This window comes from Enterobacteriaceae bacterium Kacie_13 (assembly GCA_013457415.1).
Lineage (GTDB): Bacteria > Pseudomonadota > Gammaproteobacteria > Enterobacterales > Enterobacteriaceae > Rahnella.
Window position 1 is genome coordinate 374896 of sequence record CP045666.1, and the last position, 19141, is coordinate 394036.

8 protein-coding genes and 1 pseudogene are annotated in these 19141 nt (G+C 55.6%); 4 read left to right on the forward strand and 5 right to left on the reverse strand.

Annotated features, from left to right (window positions below; translation table 11 throughout):
* Positions 1-77: 77 nt before the first annotated feature.
* Together GE278_23050 and GE278_23055 are read right to left on the reverse strand one after the other, a co-directional pair.
* Positions 78-10460: an autotransporter outer membrane beta-barrel domain-containing protein gene (locus tag GE278_23050; protein QLK63657.1), complete on the reverse strand. Its 10383-nt coding sequence runs from the start codon at positions 10458-10460 to the stop codon at positions 78-80.
* Positions 10461-10897: 437 nt separating this feature from the next.
* The gene (locus GE278_23055; protein ID QLK63658.1) at positions 10898-11806 is read right to left on the reverse strand and encodes an SDR family oxidoreductase; all 909 of its coding nucleotides are present in this window, start codon (positions 11804-11806) and stop codon (positions 10898-10900) included.
* A gap of 275 nt (positions 11807-12081) precedes the next feature.
* Here GE278_23055 and GE278_23060 point away from each other — a divergent pair, with 275 nt between their 5' ends.
* Positions 12082-12399: a nickel/cobalt efflux protein RcnB gene (locus GE278_23060; GenBank protein ID QLK63659.1), complete on the forward strand. Its 318-nt coding sequence runs from the start codon at positions 12082-12084 to the stop codon at positions 12397-12399.
* Between the two features lie 73 nt (positions 12400-12472).
* On the opposite strand, the gene GE278_23065 is transcribed toward GE278_23060, so the two are convergent.
* From GE278_23065 to GE278_23075, 3 genes and pseudogenes are all read right to left on the reverse strand, one after another.
* Positions 12473-13243, reverse strand: coding sequence for a DUF3750 domain-containing protein (locus tag GE278_23065; GenBank protein ID QLK63660.1), 771 nt, complete (start codon positions 13241-13243; stop codon positions 12473-12475).
* Between the two features lie 142 nt (positions 13244-13385).
* Positions 13386-13505: pseudogene (locus GE278_23070) on the reverse strand (NADH:flavin oxidoreductase/NADH oxidase).
* A 72-nt stretch (positions 13506-13577) separates the two neighbouring features.
* The gene (locus tag GE278_23075; protein ID QLK63750.1) at positions 13578-14552 is read right to left on the reverse strand and encodes a hypothetical protein; all 975 of its coding nucleotides are present in this window, start codon (positions 14550-14552) and stop codon (positions 13578-13580) included.
* A gap of 430 nt (positions 14553-14982) precedes the next feature.
* Between GE278_23075 and GE278_23080 the strand changes: the two genes are divergently transcribed.
* From GE278_23080 to GE278_23090, 3 genes are all read left to right on the forward strand, one after another.
* Positions 14983-15660 carry an SDR family oxidoreductase gene (locus tag GE278_23080; GenBank protein QLK63661.1) on the forward strand — a complete coding sequence of 226 codons (678 nt, stop codon included), beginning with the start codon at positions 14983-14985 and terminating at the stop codon, positions 15658-15660.
* Between the two features lie 203 nt (positions 15661-15863).
* The gene (locus GE278_23085) at positions 15864-17099 is read left to right on the forward strand and encodes an MFS transporter (GenBank protein ID QLK63662.1); all 1236 of its coding nucleotides are present in this window, start codon (positions 15864-15866) and stop codon (positions 17097-17099) included.
* A gap of 286 nt (positions 17100-17385) precedes the next feature.
* On the forward strand, positions 17386-19134 hold the full coding sequence (locus tag GE278_23090; GenBank protein QLK63663.1) for an ATP-binding cassette domain-containing protein: 1749 nt from the start codon (positions 17386-17388) through the stop codon (positions 19132-19134).
* The last annotated feature ends 7 nt before the right edge of the window (positions 19135-19141 follow it).

A 19141-nucleotide genomic window follows, 5' to 3' on the forward strand; every position in this document is an offset into this window, starting at 1 on the left:
CGCCCCACAATAAAAAAGCCGCAACGAGGGATAATCGCTGCGGCTTTTTCATTTAATCAACTGACAGGGTTATCGTCTTACCACTGGTATTTCACCCCCACCATGCCCTGATAGCCCTGATAGTTGTTATCACCCCAGGTGCTGCTGACTTGTCCCCAGGTCTGCCATTTTTCATTGATGGAACCGGTCACCCCGGCTTTGACCTCGTAACGGTTAACCGACGTGGCGTTTTCAAAACGTACCTTATTGAAGTCCACGCTGTCTGACGCCGGTTTGCCGTTATACCAGTTCACTTCGACGAACGGCTGTGCGCTGTTCAGTTTGACGGTATTCTGGCGGCTCAGACGCACGCCCATGCGGCTTCTGATGCCGTCGTCGCCGTTGGCGTTGACGCGGGTACCGTTTTGCTCGGTATGACCATCGGTTTCATAGTGGCTGTAAATCAGCTGTGCCTGTGGGGTCACTACCCAGCGGACTTCATCGGATTGTTTCATCGCGAAGCCGTAACCGGTTTCGAGCGAAACATCCGTCCCCTGACTGTCGTAAGACTCCTGCGGCAGGCTGTCGCCGTTGACATCGTTTTTATACCAGGCGTGCTGGATCCAACTATCGACGTAGGCACCGGTCACGCGATCTGGCTGCTCATACCATGTGCCGTAGGCCCCGATACTGTAACCGTTCACCTGCCCGCTGGCTTCATAGGTGCTGTTTTTAACGCTGGTATTACTGCTCGAATGCCCGTAGCCCGCCATCACACCGGCGTTGATTTGGTCACCCTTTACACCGTCGAGCTGATACAAATCGCTGCCGAGCTGCACCAGCGTGGTGTGGGTTTTCTCATCGTACAGACCACCGTTACTTTTCTGTTTAGTGTAATCGCCCCCCAGGCGCACCCAGCCTTTCGCCATATCGGTGTCCTGACTGCTGCGCGCCGCCCCGGAACGGTCATAAAGCGTGTGCAGGAACATGTTCTGTGCCGCACGCTGGTTCGCCAGATATGCGCCCGGTTCAGGACGGAAATTGTTCGAAGACGGCGTTGGCGGTTCTGGTGGCTGCGGCGGCACAGGTGTGTCATTGCCCGATTGCAGATACCAGTCGCCGTTGGTGGTGTTCTTCACCAGATGATATTCGTACGCCCCGGCCACTGCACGGCCATTTAGACTGAATACACCGTTCGAAGCCCCACCGACGTCCACCACCTGAATCCCGGTAGTGGTCTGCGCGCCGTTCCCGCCGGCATTTTGCACCGTCACCTGCGTAGTGCCGGAAGTATCACCCGCCACTGCCAGTTTATCGGTCACCGAGTTATCGCCGCCGAGCACCGTGCGCAGCGCCAGCACCCCGCCGCCGACATAGTTGCCGCCGACCGATAAAGTGTTGCCGATCGTTCCACCCGCCAGTTGCAATAAACCGTTGTTGGTCAGATTGCCGCTGAGGTTAAGCACGCTGGCTGCTGCCGAGCCGTAAGCCGAAAGGCTGTTGAGTGCGGCGACGGTGCCGTTGTTGGTCACATCACCGCTGATAGTGCCATTACCGGCAAGCGTTGCGCCGGACGCCACAGTGACCACACCGGCACCGTCTGCCCCCAGTTTCGCTCCTGTTTGTGTGCCGTCGCCGACGATGACTGTCCCGCTGTTGATATCAGTCGTGCCGGAATACGCGGGCTGATAGACAGTCAGCGTGCCCGCGCCGTTTTTCACCAGTCCGCCGGTGCCGGTAACGATGTTGTTCAGCGTCATATCCGCCGCATTATCAATCTGCAACTTACCGTTATCGGTAACGGACGCCGTACCGATGTCCGCATTCTCAGAGACAATCAGTGTGGCATCATTGCCGATAGTGAAGTTACCGCTGAAAGTGCTGTTATCCGCCGCCAGGCTGATGACTTCCGTGCTGTCTAGCTGAACAGAACCTGCACCGAGCAGTTGATTAGCCAATGCACCGCTGGCGGTCTGACCGTTAAAGGTATCAAACGTCAGCAAGTCGTCCGCCGCGTCCATCGTGATGCTGCCGGTGCCAAGCCCCTGCACATTGTTCAGACGCACTTGCGAACCGCCGGTGATAAGCGTCGTCGCCGAAAGAGTGGGGTTCGCGCCATCGATCGTCAGAATACTCGGGTCAACTATCAACTGGCCGCTGCCGGTCAGACGCCCGTTCACGGTGCCGCCATTGGTGTCACCCGCTGCACGCTGGCTGTCGGTGATAGTCAGCGTGCCCCCGTTGAGGTTGACGACCGTGTCCGCCGCGCTGTTCAGTGCACCGATACTTTGCGTTTTACCGTTCAGGTCAACCTGACTGGTGCCCAGCAGATCCAACGAGGAGGTATTACCGAGGGTGTGATCAAAGCCCAGACGCAACGTCCCGTTGGTGACCGTCGTGGATCCGGTGTAATCGTTCAGCGGGTTGTTGAGCGTCACGGAGTTCACCACGTCCAAATTCAGGCCACCCGCGCCGGTTATCAGCGCGTGCATCTCATTACCCCCGACCGGTGCGCTGCCATCCTGTACCAGTGAAAGCTGCTGACCTGCCAGCAAATTCAGTTTGATCAGGCCAGAGTAAAGGAACAGACCGGTTTGATCCTGCAAATTGCTGCCGGTCAGCCCGTAACCGTAGGTGCCCACCCCGACAACTTTGCCAAGCTGGGTGACGTTGGCGGTGGTCGGTGCCAGTACATTGCCTGAACCATCGGTCAGCGTCAGATTGGCCGAAGAGCCGGTATTGCCCTGCGAAAGGATCAGCGGATCGCCGATGATGTCGTCCTGCTGAAGCAGTGGTTCAGTGGCCGCGTTGGCCGGATCCGGTAACGTTCCGAGGCCATTGACCCGCACTTCGCCGCCGTTCAGCGCCAGCTGGTTGGTGGTGATCTGCGAGTGGGTCAGCACATCAAACGTTGTCGTCCCGCCATTCATCGCCAGATTACCGATGTTCTGGTTGCCTGCGCCCACGGTAATGTTGGCCGACTGATTTTGCAACGTGGCATTGGTCAGCGCCAGCGTATCCGTACCGGAAAGCTGGAACGCGCCCTGCCCGAGGCTGACATTACCTGCGAAAGCGTTACCGCTGCCCGCGCCGAAGGAGAAGCGATCTGCCGCCGTGGTCATCGCCACGTTCAGCGCGCCCTGACCGGTTAGCGCATTGGTGAACGCAAAGTTACCGCTGGCCGGAGCGACATTGAGCGTCCCGTTAAGCAGCGCGCTGCCTGTACCGAGATTTTGTGCGCTGGTAATGGTGGAGGAACTGCCGGAAGCCAGATCCCATGCGCCACCGAAGGCGCTGTTATCGCCGGAGATACTCAGGTTAGTGGCTGAAATGCGGTTGATGCCGTTGCCGCTAATCGCCGAGCTCAGCTGGTTACCGTCGCCGCTCAGCGTGAACAGACCGGCGTTATCCAGCGAATTGCTGAAGTTTCCGTTGGTCAGATTCACCGCCAGCGTACCCGGTGCCGAGACAGTGGCCGCGCCGGTGCCGATACCCTGCGCATTGGTGAGCGTCAGGGTGCCTGCGTTTACCGCGGTACCGCCGGTGTAAGTGTTCGCACTGCCCACGGTGATATTGCCGCTGCCCGCTTTTTGCAACGCACCGGCACGGCTCACCACGCTGGAGAATGCCCAGTCGGTGCCACTGTCGAGGTTCAGCACGCCATCATTGCTGACAGAGGCCGTCCCCAGATTTTCCGCTGTGGTCGCCGTCAGGCTGCTGGTGTTGTCGATAGTAAAGCTGCCGCCAAATCCGTTGTTATTGCCGGAGAGCGTCACCGCTGAACCGCCGAGTACGCTGGCCGCACCGGTGCCGCTCAGCGCGTTCACCAGTGTGCCAGTGGCGCCGGTGATCTGTATGCCGGTACCCGCACCGTTGAGGTTTACCGTGCCGGTGCCCAGCGCAGCGACGTCATCAAGCAGCGCCTGCGCGGTGTTATTCAACACCACGGCGGCGCTCAGCCCACTGTTTGCGCCGTTAACGGTCAGGCTGCCGTCGGTGACGGTCAGATTGCCCGCGCCGGTCAGTGAGCCCTCGCTCTGGCCGCCCTGGCTTAGCGTCAGGTTCCCGCCGTTAACGTTCAGCGTCGATCCTGCCGCTCCGCTCAGGCTGCCGATGGTCTGGGTTTTGCCGTTCAGATCGAACCCGGTGCTGCCCTGCAAAATCAGCCCTGACGTTGCGCCAAGCGCATTGTCGGTGCCAGCTACCAGCGTACCACCGCTGACGGTGGTGCTCCCGGTGTAGGTGTTATTGACATTGCTGAGGGTCAGCGTCTGATCGGCGGAGGCACTGCCGTTGAGGTCAAGATTCCCGCCGCCGGAGACCACCGCATTCAGCGCAGCGCTGGTTGTGGTCGCGCCGCTGTCTGGTGCCAGATGCAACGTCTGACCGGTCACCAGGTCCAGCGCCGTCAGGCCATAGCCAAGATACAGCCCGTCGTTGTTGCTGCCGGTTGAGAGCAGGAAGTTATAGCTGCCGTTCGCCACCGTGGTCGTGCCTTCGGTGATCGCCAGCGTTTGCGGATTGCTGACGGCCTGACCGGTGCTGTCCACCAGCCCGAGTGTGGAAGCATCCCCAGTGACCGTACCGCTGGCCGCGATCAGCTGTGCCTGAATTTCCCCGTCGTCCTGTGCCAGAATATTGGCTCCCGGCGAAGGCACCGGGTTCGGCACACCGTCAGATACCGGCACATCCACCTGAACGGTACCGCTGTTTAGCGCGAGATCGGTGACTGTTACTTTGCCCGCTGGCCCCTGCGGAGGGGTTTGTCCACTCCAGGACATGGTGCCGCCGTTGAGGGTCAGGTTGCCGATGTTTTGATCTGCCGCCGCGACAACGGTGGTGTTACCTGCGTCGAGTTGCAGCGTCGCTCCGGTCAGCGCCGTGGTGTTATCTCCGTCCAGCGCAAATTGCCCCTGGCCTAATTCCACCGTACCGGTAAATGCGGCACCGGTACCTGCGCCAAAGGCAAAGACATCGGTCCCCGCCCCCAGACTGGCTTTCAGCGTGCCGCTGCCGCTCAGCGCATTGCCGAAGGTGTAACTGCCACCGTTCGGTGCATCAACAAACAGCGAGCCGGGTGAGGCAATCGCCACCGCGCCGGAACCCAGCGTACCGTCACCGGTCACTCGCAGCCCGCCCAACACGTTGGTGCCACCGGTGTAGGTATTCACGCCGGTCAACGTCGCCGTACCTGTGCCCAGGGCATCCACATGGCCCGTTCCGCTGATCACACCATCAAGGGTAAAATCATTACTGCGCGTCAGCGCCAGCGTACCGTTGTTGGTAATATCGCCGATCACGCTGCCGGTGGTGGTCCTACGGCCCATAGAGAGCGTCGAGTTCGCGCTGATCGTGGTTCCGCCGGTGTAAGTATTATCAGCGGTGACATCGATAATCCCACGGGTGGTCAGTGGACCGCTGCCGCCGATCACGCCGCTCATGGTGATCCCCGACGTGCCGATAATCGTGCCGCCGCCAGTACCCAGCTGGACGTCATAAACAAACTCGCCCGGCACACTTACCGCCAGTTCGGCGTTATTGTTGATGGTCACGTCGCCACTGACATCACCCAGCGAACTTTCGTTAACCAGAGAGACCCTGCCACCATTGATTACCGTGCCACCGGAATAGGTGTTAACTCCGCCAAGAGTCAGTGAGCCCGTCCCCTCTTTCACCAGCCCGCCGGTGCCACTGATCACGCCGTTAAGGCCTTCATTGGTATTGTTTTCCAGCGTCAGCGTGGCGGAACCGAGCGTCACATTGCCTTCACCGCTCAGATTTGCCACTTGCTGATTATAGTTATTGAGATCAAAGGTGGCCCCTGCGTCAACCACCACGGCACTGCTGGTGACCAGCGCGTTTTCAACGCCGGTTTGTAGAACCCCGCCGGTGATCTTTGTACCACCGGTATAGGTGTTAACCGCAGAGAGCATCAGGGTGCCGGTACCGGCTTTAGTCAGTGTGGTGCCGTCCCAGACGGATCCGTTGGCGGTCTGATCAGCCAGTACCACGTCTACATTAAAAGTATCGGCATCGTTGAGGGTAAAGGTGCCGGTTGACAGCGGTGCTGCCGCATTCCATGCCAGCGAGCTGCCGACGGTATAATCGAAGCCATCGGCAGATTTTTTCGCGTCAGTGACAATATAATCCGCATTGCCCGCCCCCACACCTTCCACATCCTGGAAATCACCGGTTATTCCGCCGGTGGTGTGGATAATCACCGTACGGGCACCGTCGAGATCACTGGCTTTCGCCACCGCGCCGCTGGTGTAACCGGAAATATTCAGCGTGGAGCTGGTGGCATTGATGTTCGCCCCGGCGGCGGTCACCAGCGGAGATGCACCGCCCAGCGTGATGTCCAGTGTGCCGTCGAACACCGCCGAGCCAGTGGACACGACCTGTGAATCAGCATCCAGAGTTAACGTCGCGCCATTATCGACGCTCAGGGTTGAGGCATTGAAAACCCCGTCCTGCGTGAGATGCAGCTTACCGGCGCTGATATTCGCCGCGCCGACAGAGTTACCGGTGCTGGAAAGCGTCAGCGTGCCGTTGCCGGTTTTACTCAGGCCGCCGGTGCCGGTTATCGCCCCGTCAAACGCAGTGTTGGTGTTGCTCTGCGCCGTCAGCGTGCCGGTACCCAGCGTGATAATCCCGGCGCCGGACAGATCCTGCACAAGCTGGTTGAAGTTATTCAGCGCCAGCGTCGCGCCATCCGCCACATTCACACTGCTGCTGGTGGCAATCGCGTCAATGACGCCGCCGGTGAGTGTCCCGGCCTGAATGCTGGTCGCACCGGTGTAAGTGTTAGCCGCTGACAGCGTCAGATTGCCCGCACCCAGTTTAGTGAGCGATGTGCCGTCCCAGCCGGAATTGCCCGGCGTCTGATTACCTAGCACTACGTCCACGTCAAACGCATCACCCGCGTTAACCAGTGTGAAGTCACCGGACGAGAGCGTTGGCCCGGCATTCCAGGTCAGCTCACTGCCCACGCTGTAACTGTTCCCGTCGCCGGATTTGCGCGCGTTGTTAGAGATATAATCGTAATCACTCGGGCTGATGCCGGTCACCGAGCTGAAATCGCCGGTGATGCCACCCGTGGTATTAATAACCACCGTACGGGCGGCGTTCAGATCGCTGGCTTTGGTGGCCGCAACAGGGGTAAAGCCGGTGACATTGAGCACGGAGCTTGTGCCGAGGTTTGCGTCAGACGCCGTAATCATCGGCCCGGTGCCGCCGAGTGTGACATCCAGCGTACCGTTCACGGTGGAATTGCCGCTGGTCACCACCTGTGCGGTGCTGTCGAGCTGCGCCGTCGCACCGGTATCTACCAGCAGGCTGGCGGCGTTAAAGGTCCCGTTTTGAGTCAGATGCAGCGTTCCCGCCGAGACGTCCGCCGCACCGACGCTGTTGCCCGCGCCGGAGAGCGTCAGCGTGCCGGTGCCGGTTTTGGTCAACCCGCCTGTGCCGGTGATCGTCCCGTCAAACGCGGTATCGTTGTTGTTTTGCGCCGTCAGGGTACCGGTGCCCAGCGTTATTGCGCCTGCGCCGGTCAGATCCTGCGCCATCTGGCTGAAATTGTTCAGCGAGAGCGTTGCACCGGAGGCAACATTCACCACCGTACTGTCCGCAAACGCATTAGCGATGCCGGTGGTCAGCGTTCCCGCTTCAACGCTGGTGGTGCCGCTGTAGGTATTGGCACTGGAAAGCGTCAGGTTACCCGCGCCCAGTTTGGTCAGTGATTTGCCATCCCATGTCGAGCCATTAGCGGTCTCATCGCCCAGCGCCACGTCGACGTTAAACGTATCCCCCGCGTCCGCAAGGGTGAAATTACCGGTGGCCTGCGAGGTGCCTGATGTCCACGCCAGCTCGCTGCCGAGACTGTAATTTTTACCATCGGTAGAAAGTTTTGCATCGTTGAAATAGTAATCCACGCCGCTGGCCGTGACGCCGTTCACCGTGCCAAAGTTGCCGGTGATCCCGCCAGTGGTTTGCAGGACAACCGTGCGCGTGCCGCTCAGATCGCTAGCTTTCGTCGCTATTACCGGGCTAAAACCGCTGACGTCCAGCGTGGAGCCTGCGCCCAGCGTGGCAGTATCAGAGGTGATTTTTGGCGTCGTGCCGCCGAGCGCAACGTTTAGATCCCCTTCAATGTCCGCCGCGCCTGAAGAGGTGATTTGTGCAGTGCCGTCGAGCTGCGCCGTGGCACCGGTGTTCACCGTCAGACCCGTTGTGGTATAGACGCCGTTTTGAGCGAAGTGCAGATTGCCCGCGTTAACCGTGGTTGCACCGACCGAGTTGGCGTTGCCGGAAAGCGACAGTGCACCGGTGCCGGTTTTAATGACATCGCCGGTGCCGGAAATTTTGCCGCTGAATGCGGTATCAATATTGTTTTGTGCAGTCAGATCGCCGCTGCCCAGGGTGATGGTTCCCGTTCCGTTCAGATTCTGCAACGTCTGGTCGAAATTCTTAAAGCCCAGCGTGGTGTTGGTATCCATTTTTACCGAGCTGCTGGCAGCAATCGCGTTAGCGACACCGAAATTGATCGTGCCGCCGGCGATTTCAGTCGTGCCGGTGTAGGTGTTTACACCATCAAGCGCCAAAATACCGGTACTGGTTTTCGTCAGATTACCCAGCCCGCCAATCACGCCTTTCACCGTCCCGGCACCAACCTGTAAGGTCGTATCCGTATCGGTGATATTCACCACACTGTTGGCGCTGGTGCTAATCGCCGTAGCAGCATGGGTGTTGGCTCCATTAAAGTTCAGCGTCTGTTGGCCGGTAATCGACCAGGACGCCTGCCCGAGCAGAGTATTCACATCCACGGTGTAAGCGTCGCCGTTCAGGCTTAACGTACCGGTGTAATTATTCGCTGCGCCGTTAAACGAGAGGCCGAGGGAATCGGGGGTGTTCTCCGACATATTCACGCTGAACGTGCCGGAACCGGTGAGATTACCGTTCATCGCCAGCGTATGTGCACCTGAGTCCGCAACGTAGTTGAGCGAACTGGTGTTAATAGCGTCGAGATCACCGTTAAAAATAATGTTGGCGCTGGCTGCCTGCTCGAAATCCAGCGTTGAGTTTGAAAGGGAAATCGGTGAAGTCAGATTGTCAAAGTGATAAGTGACATTGCCGCTTATCGCCGTGGCCTGCGAACCATTCATGCGCAAGGTTGAGGCGTCGAGAGAGAGCGCGTTGGCGGAAAAGTAGTAATCCGCAAACGTCGAGGCATCGCCCAGTTGCAGGATCGCGCCGTTGGTTACGCTGACGGCGCCGGTGCCGAGTGCGTTAGTCGCCGCCATCCCGTTCAGCGTGCCAGACGTTACCTGCGTACCGCCGCTCCAGGTGCCGTTTGCCGCCAGATTGGTGACGCCTGCACCTGCCTGAACCACATTGCCGGTGCCCGAAATATCCTGGGAAATCGTCACGTCATCACTGCGGTTAAATGTCAGCGTGCCGTCGTTGACGACCACGCTGTCAAGTGTACCGGTGGTGCCGCCGTTACCTATCTGCAAAGTGCTGCCACTGCCGATCGTCGTTCCATCAGCCGTCGTGCTGCTGAGGTCACCTGTCACCACAACATTACCGGCGATAATATTAATCGCGCCCGCGACCGGTAACGTATTTGTCAGGTCCCATTCCAGTCCGGGAGCGTTGATATTCAGGGTGTTGAGCGAGTTATTGTTTAAATAATTACTGAACGTCCCAACGGATGCACTGCCATCCAAAAGGTTGAGCACATTGCCTGTCTGCCCGGGTACAAGTTGAATATCCCCGGTAATATTAGAACTGGTATTGAGATTAATAGTATTATTACTGCCGTAGAGTTTAATCGCCACGCCGCTGGCGCCGTCATCTGTGGTGATTGAGCCGGCATTGTTGATAGTCGTACCACCACTACTGGAAGCATCGCCTTCGATGGCAGTATGCTTACCGGAAATCGTCGCCCCTTCATTATTCGTCAGGGTCAGTCCGTCGCCGAAATTCGCTAAAGCGTAAAAACTGCCCGTCCCAGTGCTGTCAATAACGCCGTTGTTAATGATGGTGAAATTATTGCCACCATTAAAATTGATCCCATTCCCGCCCTGTATGGTCCCGTTGTTGGTGATGTTGTTGGCGCTACTGCCGGTAAGAAAATTGAAACCGTTGGCACTTGCATTACCGGTGACAGTCAACCCGCTGTCCACCGTGAAAGTGCTGCCTGTGACACTGGAATCAGCGATGATAGCATCGACGGTGCCGGCAGGAGTGATATCAGCGGTGATGTCAAAATCAGTGCCCAGCGCGCTGGTGACAGTACAGGTCGCTGTCCCACCAATGCAACCAGCATCCGCCGAAGGCAGATCGACCGCAAACGCATTCTGCATTCCGATCGTCGAAGAAATTAAAATTATCTTTAGGGCAATATACAGTTTGTTTAAGGGATAATCTTTTAACTCACGTTTAGACTTTCTCGATATTCCATCACTTTGCGTGCTTACCATATTCGCTCACCCTGGTTGTTAACTACTGTTTTCCATGAGGTTTACATTGATTCACGATGTAAAATTAATTACTCCACACCGGCTTTGTACCGGCATGGAAATTCATTAACGACAGCACAAGAGGTCCGGAGGACGAGATGTCGGAATGACATAAAAAAAGGTTGGGTAAAAAGATTATCTTACTAATTTGCCTTAAGAGTTATAGTCAACCTGTGAATATTTGCCAATTTAAAATAACCACTCCTTTCACATTTCGTGCATAAATTAATATCAAAAATATATAATTAGGCCGGGTATTGTTTTTTATATTAATATTATGAATGTCACGTTTATAAAAATTTTATAAAAACATGACGAAAAACTCACAAAAAAAAGCACCTTTAAAAGGCGCTTTCTCAGACTACGTTGAGCGTGGTAAAAAACAGACATTCAGGGCATCAGAGCGTGCCGGTACCGCCATCGGAACACCACACCTGGCCTGAGGTGTAACTGCTTTCATTCGAGGCCAATGCCACATACATCCCTGCAATTTCAGCAGGTTGCCCAGGACGACCCAGCGGGGCCTGCTCACCAAATTTCTCGACTTTCTCCTGCGGCTGGCCGCCGGAGGTTTGTAAAACAGTCCAGTACGGCCCTGGCGCTACCGAGTTCACGCGGATGCCCTCCGGTGCCAGCTGTTTGGCGAGACCTTTGGTAAATGCCACGATGGAGGCTTTGGTTTGCGAGTAATCGAGCAGATTATCACTGGGTAAAAATGCCTGTACTGAAGAAGTATTAATGATTGAACTTCCACGCGGCAAATAATCCAGTGCGGCTTTGGTTATCCAGAACATCGCATAGACGTTGGTTTTAGACGTCGCATCAAAGGCTTCGGTAGTCAGATCTTTGATTGAATTGCAGAACTGCTGACGGCCTGCGTTATTCACCAGCAGATCCAGCCCGCCGAGTTGTTCAGCCGCTTGTTTCACCAGCTTCTGACAAAATTTCTCATCGCGAATATCACCGGGGATCGCCACAATCTTATGGCCTTCTTTGCTCAGAAGATTCACCACATCTTGCGCATCCGGCTCTTCATCCGGCAGGTAGTTGATCGCGACATCTGCCCCTTCGCGGGCAAAGGCAATCGCCACCGCTCTGCCGATACCGGAATCCCCGCCGGTCACCAGCGCCTTACGCCCCTTCAGACGTGAACTCCCTTTATACGACGTTTCGCCGTGATCGGGCACCGGTATCATCTTGCTGACCAGACCGGGGAACGGCTGCTTCTGCTGTTCGAAAGGCGGAGTCGGGAAGGTGTCGACGTGCGGATCATTAAGGGAAACGGGAATTGTTTTTTTGCTGTTCATACACAAGCTCCTTGTCTGAAAACGTATGAAGGAACCCTAAGGGTAGAACAAAATGCGCGGGGGATTTTGCATTAAGGATATTTCTGATTCAGATGCCCCGCCCTGTTGCCACGAGGGAATCTCTTGCACTCATTTGCATTTCGACACAATTAATCGCCACTCACCTCGGGCGGTTTCTCGTTATCATTCTGACCTATCTGAAAAGAACAGGCTTCGTTGCGATGACAAAGGAATGGCAACGGGCGTTATGTTGATGGTGTTGAACGGGAAACATTATGCGTCATTCTAAAATTATTATGTTATCAGCTCTGGTTTTCACCTCCCTGATGACGGTTGCACATACCGCATCAGCGGCCACGTCGTCACATGAGATCAAATCGTTCTTTGACGATTCTACCGAGTATAAAATTGGTGATGCCGTACCGGGTATGTACCGCACCAAGCCGTATGAAATTATCGACTGGCAGCAGCGTCATCTGCCTGCGCCAGACGCGGGAACCCACTGGACCTACATCGGTGGCAACTACGCGATGATTACCGATACTGACGGAAAAATTCTTAAAGCCGAATCTGGCGATATCTACTTCCAGTAATATGATTGCCAGTCATACAAAAAGGGCGTTTTCTGTAAAGAAAGCGCCCTTTTATCAGATTGATATCATCCGGTTAAAGCTCAGCGGCACCGGGGTTATCAAATCCCACGCGGCCAATAAAAGGTAACCGCAGAGCGGGAGATTTTATATCCACACCAAGATTCAGCCCCAGCACATTAACTTCAACTCCCTCTTCTACGCCCAGCGTCACACCCAGCAGCCCAAGTACGGACACCTGCACACCGCGCCCCGACGGGGGTAAACCGATGGGATTCGTTATCCCGCGGTAATCTTTGCCAATGGCGTTCGATGGCAGGTCCAGCTGGAGATCTGGCACTTCGCGGCCAATATGCGCCATAAAGGTGTTACTGTTTGGCCCCGGCCACGCATGGTAGGTCTGCGGGTAAGGGTAACTTTTAATGGCTGCTTCAATCTGCGGGATCATCGCCTGCGCTTGTGTACCGCGGTGATCGACAAGTTTTCGTGGTTTTGAACCAAACCAGTAACCGTCCGGGATTGCATAGTCGCGACGCACAACGTGCGTGCTGCCCCAGCTGATCACGTCGTAACGAGTAAACTGCGTTTCCCCTTCGCGCTTGAAGATAATCCACGGATGTACTGCAACTAACCCGCGCCAGCCGTAGGTCGGCGCTGCATAAATCTGCACAATAGCGGTACTTTTGAATTTCACCGGGTCCGGCGCAATCCCGGCCGAATCACGTCGCGCCGTCGACCAGTTTTGCGCTGGCGCTTCTTTGGTCTGCGTCGCTTTCGCATAGCTGTAGCCAAACGACAGCAGCAAAATACAGACAAACGCGATGCTAAACCATTTAAGGGTGATCATGCTTTATTCACCTAAGGGAGTTGTTCGAAACCACAACATTACGCATTGCACATGGGGGTGGCAATGTGAAAATAGGGGGGGACGATGATAGAAAAATGATGTCGAATGTTCGCCAACCTGCATCTGTTCTTCTTTACCGGTTTTACCCCGCGGTGTTTTGTAACCAGTACGCATAAGGTACCGGCAGTACTGATCCCGGCTGGCTGACGTTCAGCTCGCGTGCGGCCAGGAATGGCCAGTGCGGATGCGTCAGCAGCGTGCGCAAGGAGAAAGCTGAACGCCAAAAAACGGGGAGATATCGCTATCTCCCCTCTATGATTTACTGACTTAATCATTAATGACGCTGATGCGTGAACACCGGTTCAGGTTGAGTACGACGACCCAACATGCCCATGGCACCGGCCAGAACGGCCTCTACGATCAACATAAAGAAGGTGAACCAGCTGGCTTTGGCGGTCGCCGCAGCCGCTTTCTCACCGGCTTCACGGGCTTTCTGCTCAGCCTGCTTTTTCAGTTCTTCATATTTAGCACGGGCCTGCTGATATGTTTGTTCAGCCTGGCTGACAATCTGATCGACTTCCTGATCGCTTTTACCGGTACGTGCTTTGATGATATTTTTCAGTGCATCTCGGTCAGCAGCCTGGAATGTCGCTTCATTGCGCGATATCAGACCTTTAATAAAGTTGGTCAGATCTGCATCGGCGGTTTGAGGATGGTTAGCAGTGTCATTGGCCTGAGCCTGCGCATTATTCGCCTCACCTTCAGCTTTATTTTGCAAATTCTCTGGCTGTAATTCCGGCTTACCGGTCTGACGCAGTGTAGTTTCCAGTTCATTCTGCAAACTGTCGAGATTAATATTATTCTCGCCCAGTTTTTCTTTTACCATTTGAGTCACCGGCGGCGCGGCGGCGGATATTCCGCTACCTAACGTTTGTAACCCGGAACCCACCACGCTCATCGCACCGCTCATGGCATTATTCACAACCACCAGCAGGAACCAGGCGCAGATCAGTGTATTTACCCCGAACATCAGCAGACCGTGCAACGCACCTTCGCGCTGGGCCAGACGTCCGCTGGCATATGCACCGGCAGCAATAGAAATCAACATACTGGCGCCAGTCCAGATTGCGGCGCCCGTGCCCAGACCGTCCAGAGGATTTTGCTCTTTTAGCGGGTCAATCGTACTTGCGCCCACGGCCGTGCCTAATATCGACAGCAGTAAATAGACCACCATCGAAATAATGACACCTGCAAAAATCGCGCTCCACGAAATACGTTTCAGTGGAACATTGTTCACCGACTCGACCACGGTATTATTGTAATGACCCGGTGCAGGGGTTGGGTTTTCAATCATTTTGATTTCTCCATTTATTACCAGACTTTTCGTTAGCAAAATGCAAATCAGGTACGTTAAACTCCTAAGAACCACCGCTAAAGCCAGAATTAAATATAAAACCTGACATCAGCTTAAATAAGGTTAGCCATAAAACAGGAAATTTCCTCTGCGCTTCGGGAAATGACGCAAACGTTTTAGTAAAAAATGCCAAAAACTCATTACAAATCATTATCTATTCGCATTGAAATTATTTCAGAAATTTGTTGTTGAGGTGGGGGGGTTAAGCAATATCCCCGCAGCAATATAAGGGTTTTCTCTGCTACATTTTGCCGCTCAGGGTCTACGCTTAGCTGCTAGGGTAGGAACGATTCTCAGATACATTCCTCATAAAATAAGGACAAATATGACTGACTCATCAAAAGCACTCATCATTGGCGCCTCGCGCGGCATCGGTTTAGGCGTAGTGAACGTACTGGCGAAACGTGGCTGGCAGGTGACGGCGACCACGCGTGATGCGGTACCGGCGGGCAGCCCTGAATCGACTGAGTGGGTAAAACTGGATATCAATAATGCCGACCAACGTAAAGCGGTGAAAGACGCGCTTTCAGAAAGCACATTCGACCTGATTTTTGTCAATGCAGGCGCATTCGGCCCGGCCAGTCAGGACGTGAATCAGGCCAGTGACGACGAGATAGTTAAACTGTTCATGACCAACACCTTCTCGCCGGTGCGCTGCGCGACCGAACTGCTTCCGCTGCTCAAACCGAAAACCGGCGTTCTGGCGCTGATGACCTCCGAACTGGCCAGCCTGAACGAGAATGAAGTCGCCACTTACCCGCTCTACTCCGCCAGCAAAGCGGCACTGAATATGCTGACCCGTCCGCTGAAGGAAGAAACCGATAAGCACGGCCAGACGCTGCTGTCAGTGCATCCGGGCTGGGTGCAGACCGACATGGGCGGTGAAAATGCCACGCTGACTATTGAGCAAAGCACCACCGGCATTGCCGATGTGTTTGAAAAATGGCGCGGCAAAGGTGGCCATCACTTTGTCGAGTATTCCGGGCGTGAGCTGCGCTGGTAAGGGAGTACTGCTCTCCCTGTTATTCAGATGTGTGTTACCTGATAGCCATTTTGCGATGGCTATTTTTTTGATCCCACTTTATGTGATAAACATAACCGTCAGATTGTTTGTTAATTATTTGTATCCACAATAATTGTCGGGCTAGTTTGTAGCACAGTACAAAACAGACCCGGCAGCATAATTCATTCTTTCAGAGATTTACCATGTCATCACCCTCCGTGAATCCGGACTCGCTGTTACAACATCGCTCGTTTGTCGCATTCTGGATAGCCCGTGCGTCGTCCAGTTTTGGATTTCAGATGCTGTCGATTGTCGTCAGCTGGCAGATTTACTCAATAACAGGCCGGGCGTTTGATCTTGGGCTGATCGGGCTGGTGCAGTTTCTGCCCTCCGTCCTGCTGGCGCTGGTCGCCGGTCACGTGGCGGATCAGTTTGACCGCCGCCGCGTGGTGCTGCTCGGGCAAATCGCCGAATGGGTGGCGATTGCCGCGCTGGCATATCTGACCCTGACCCACCACGTTAACGAAGTGGTGATCCTCAGCCTGATATTTATTATTTCGACTGCCAAAGCGATGGAAGCGCCGTCGTTGCAGTCGATGCTGCCTGCGCTGGTGCCGCCGCATTTGCTGGCGCGCGCGATGGCGGCAAACAGCGTGTCAGGTCAGGCAGCGGCGATGGTTGGTCCTGCGCTCGGGGGTTTTTTGTATGTCGCCGGAGCCGGTGTCGCCTACTCGGCCTGTGCGGCGCTGTATCTGCTCTCCATCGTGATGGTCAGCCGGTTGCGCTATGAGCACACTCCGCCGCGCCGCGTGCCCGCGACGTTTAAAACGCTGTTCGCCGGTATCCGGTTTATCCGAAACCGCCCGGACGTGCTGGGCGTGATTTCTCTCGATTTGTTCGCCGTTCTTCTTGGCGGCGCGACCGCCCTGCTGCCGATTTTCGCCCACGATATTCTGCACACCGGTCCGTGGGGGTTGGGTTTATTGCGTGGCGCGCCTGCGGTTGGCGGGTTGATCGTCGGGTTCTGGCTGAGCCACCGTGCGCTGAACCGCAACGTGGGCAAAATCATGTTCGCCTCCGTCGCCGGTTTTGGTGCCGCGACGCTGGTCTTTGCCTTCTCAACGTCCTTATGGCTGTCGATGCTGGCGCTGTTCGCCCTCGGCGGTTTTGACATGGTCAGCATGGTGATCCGCGGTGCGCTGGTGCAGCTCGATACGCCTGACGATATGCGCGGCCGTGTCAGCGCGGTGAACTCGATCTTCATCAACACCTCCAATCAGCTCGGCGAATTCGAATCCGGTCTGATGGCCGCGTGGCTGGGCGCGGTGCCTGCAGCTGCGATCGGCGGCGTCGGGACGCTTATCGTTGTCGGTTTATGGATGACGTGGTTCCCCGGTCTGCGCAAACGGCAGAAGCTGGAGAATGAGGTGGCGATTTAATCCGTGGGGAAATGATCCCACTGGCGAAACCCCAAATTCCCCAATATAATCAGTTCATTCATTCACCAACTTTATATAAGGAGGATTGCCATGCTGACCCGTGAATTGTTTTTAACTTCACTCGTCCTTAGCGATCGTCATTGCTCAAGCGTTACCGGTATCGTGCTGCGATAACCTGCTTGAGCGAAGCTAACTGACAATCTGAGAACTTCCCTCCGGCTTACCGGTTATCGTCGGCTTTTTTGACGAGAGGCATTGCTATGCCTGTAAACCTTGAGTAAGCATCATGACCCTATCTACAAACACATTACTTTCTGCGCAATCTGTCTCTTTCGACACTGCCTTCGGCCCTCTGCTGACTGAGATTTCCTTCGGCCTGAAGAAAGGCGACCGTATCGGGCTTATTGGCCACAACGGCTGTGGTAAAAGTACTTTGCTGAAAATACTCAGCGGCAGTCTGGCGGCCAGCTCTGGTACCATCACCCTTTCCAACCAGTGCCTGATGGCGCGCATCGAGCAACATCTTCCCGCAGAACTTACGGAGTGCTCGCTGATTGACGCCGTGTTCAGCCATTTGCCAGAAAGCCTGGATCAACCAGAACGCTGGCAGGCGGAGGTGTTGCTCACCACCCTCGGTTTTGATGAACCGGCATGGGGGCTTACCGCCGGAACACTCAGCGGCGGACAGCATACGCGCCTGCTGCTGGCGCGGGCGCTGATCCGGCAGCCGGATTTGCTGCTGCTTGATGAGCCGAGCAACCATCTGGATCTGCCAACGTTGCTGTGGCTCGAAGAGTTCCTGAAAAACTGGGGAGGCAGCTTTGTACTGGTCTCCCACGACCGCAGCCTGCTGGACAGCGTGACCAACTGCACCTGGATCCTGCGCGATAAAACGCTGCAATTTATTCGTCTTCCCTGCACGCAGGCGCGGCAGGCGCTGGAGGAAAGGGATACGGCGGATGCGCTGCGCCGCAGATCTGAACAAAAGGAGATCGACCGCGTAGCGAAAAGCGCCAAACGGCTGGCTGTCTGGGGCAGCGTGTATGACAACGAAGGGCTGGCACGTAAAGCCAAACAGATGGAAAAACAGGTCGACCGGCTAAAGCAAGATCAAACCGAGGTCACCGCCGGGAATCTGTGGAAACTACGTTTAAACGGTGAAGCCTTACCGGCAGACCGCGTGCTGGCGTTGTCGAGCCTGCATGTCCGCCCAGCACCGGATGCACCGGTGCTGTTTGAGCTGGAAGAGATGCGGGTGAAAAGTGGCGATCGGATTGCACTGGTGGGTCGCAACGGCAGTGGTAAATCGTCACTTCTGCATACTCTGTGGCGGGCGTTCTGCAATCCTGAAAAGGCGGAACCTGGCGTGGTTTTTCACCCGCGCGTACACACCGGTTATTACGACCAGAGTCTGCAACAACTGCGTGATGACGACAGTCTGAGCGGCGCGTTGGCGCAATTCGCACCATTGACAGAAGAGCAGCGTAAAATGGCGCTGATCGGCGCAGGCTTTCCCTACATCCGTCATCAGCAAAAAGTCAGCACCCTCAGTGGCGGCGAACGTTCGCGACTGCTGTTCATTGGCCTCACGCTGGCGAACTACTCGCTGTTGCTGCTCGATGAACCGACTAACCATCTGGATATGGAGGGGAAAGAAGAGTTGGCGGAAACGCTGAAAACGTTCCGCGGCGCCGTATTGCTGGTCTCGCACGACCGGCGGTTTATCGAGCAGAGCTGTAACCGGTTCTGGCTGATTGACCAACAGCGGCTGGAGGAATGGCATGACCTGAAACCGGTCTATGGGATTTTAGCCGGTGTTCCTCAAGTGACTACTGCCCTGTCCGTGACAGAACCAAAAACGGAAAAGGCGAAAGTGCGGGACACGGAAGAGGAACATCTGCTGTCGATGCTGCTGGAACTGGAAAGCAAACTGGAAGAAGACCGGGCGCGTAAGCCGAAACATCAGAAACCTGAGTTGCAAAACCAGTGGCAGCAACAGATCGCTGAACTCAGCGCCATGCTGGATTTAAACTGATGAGGGG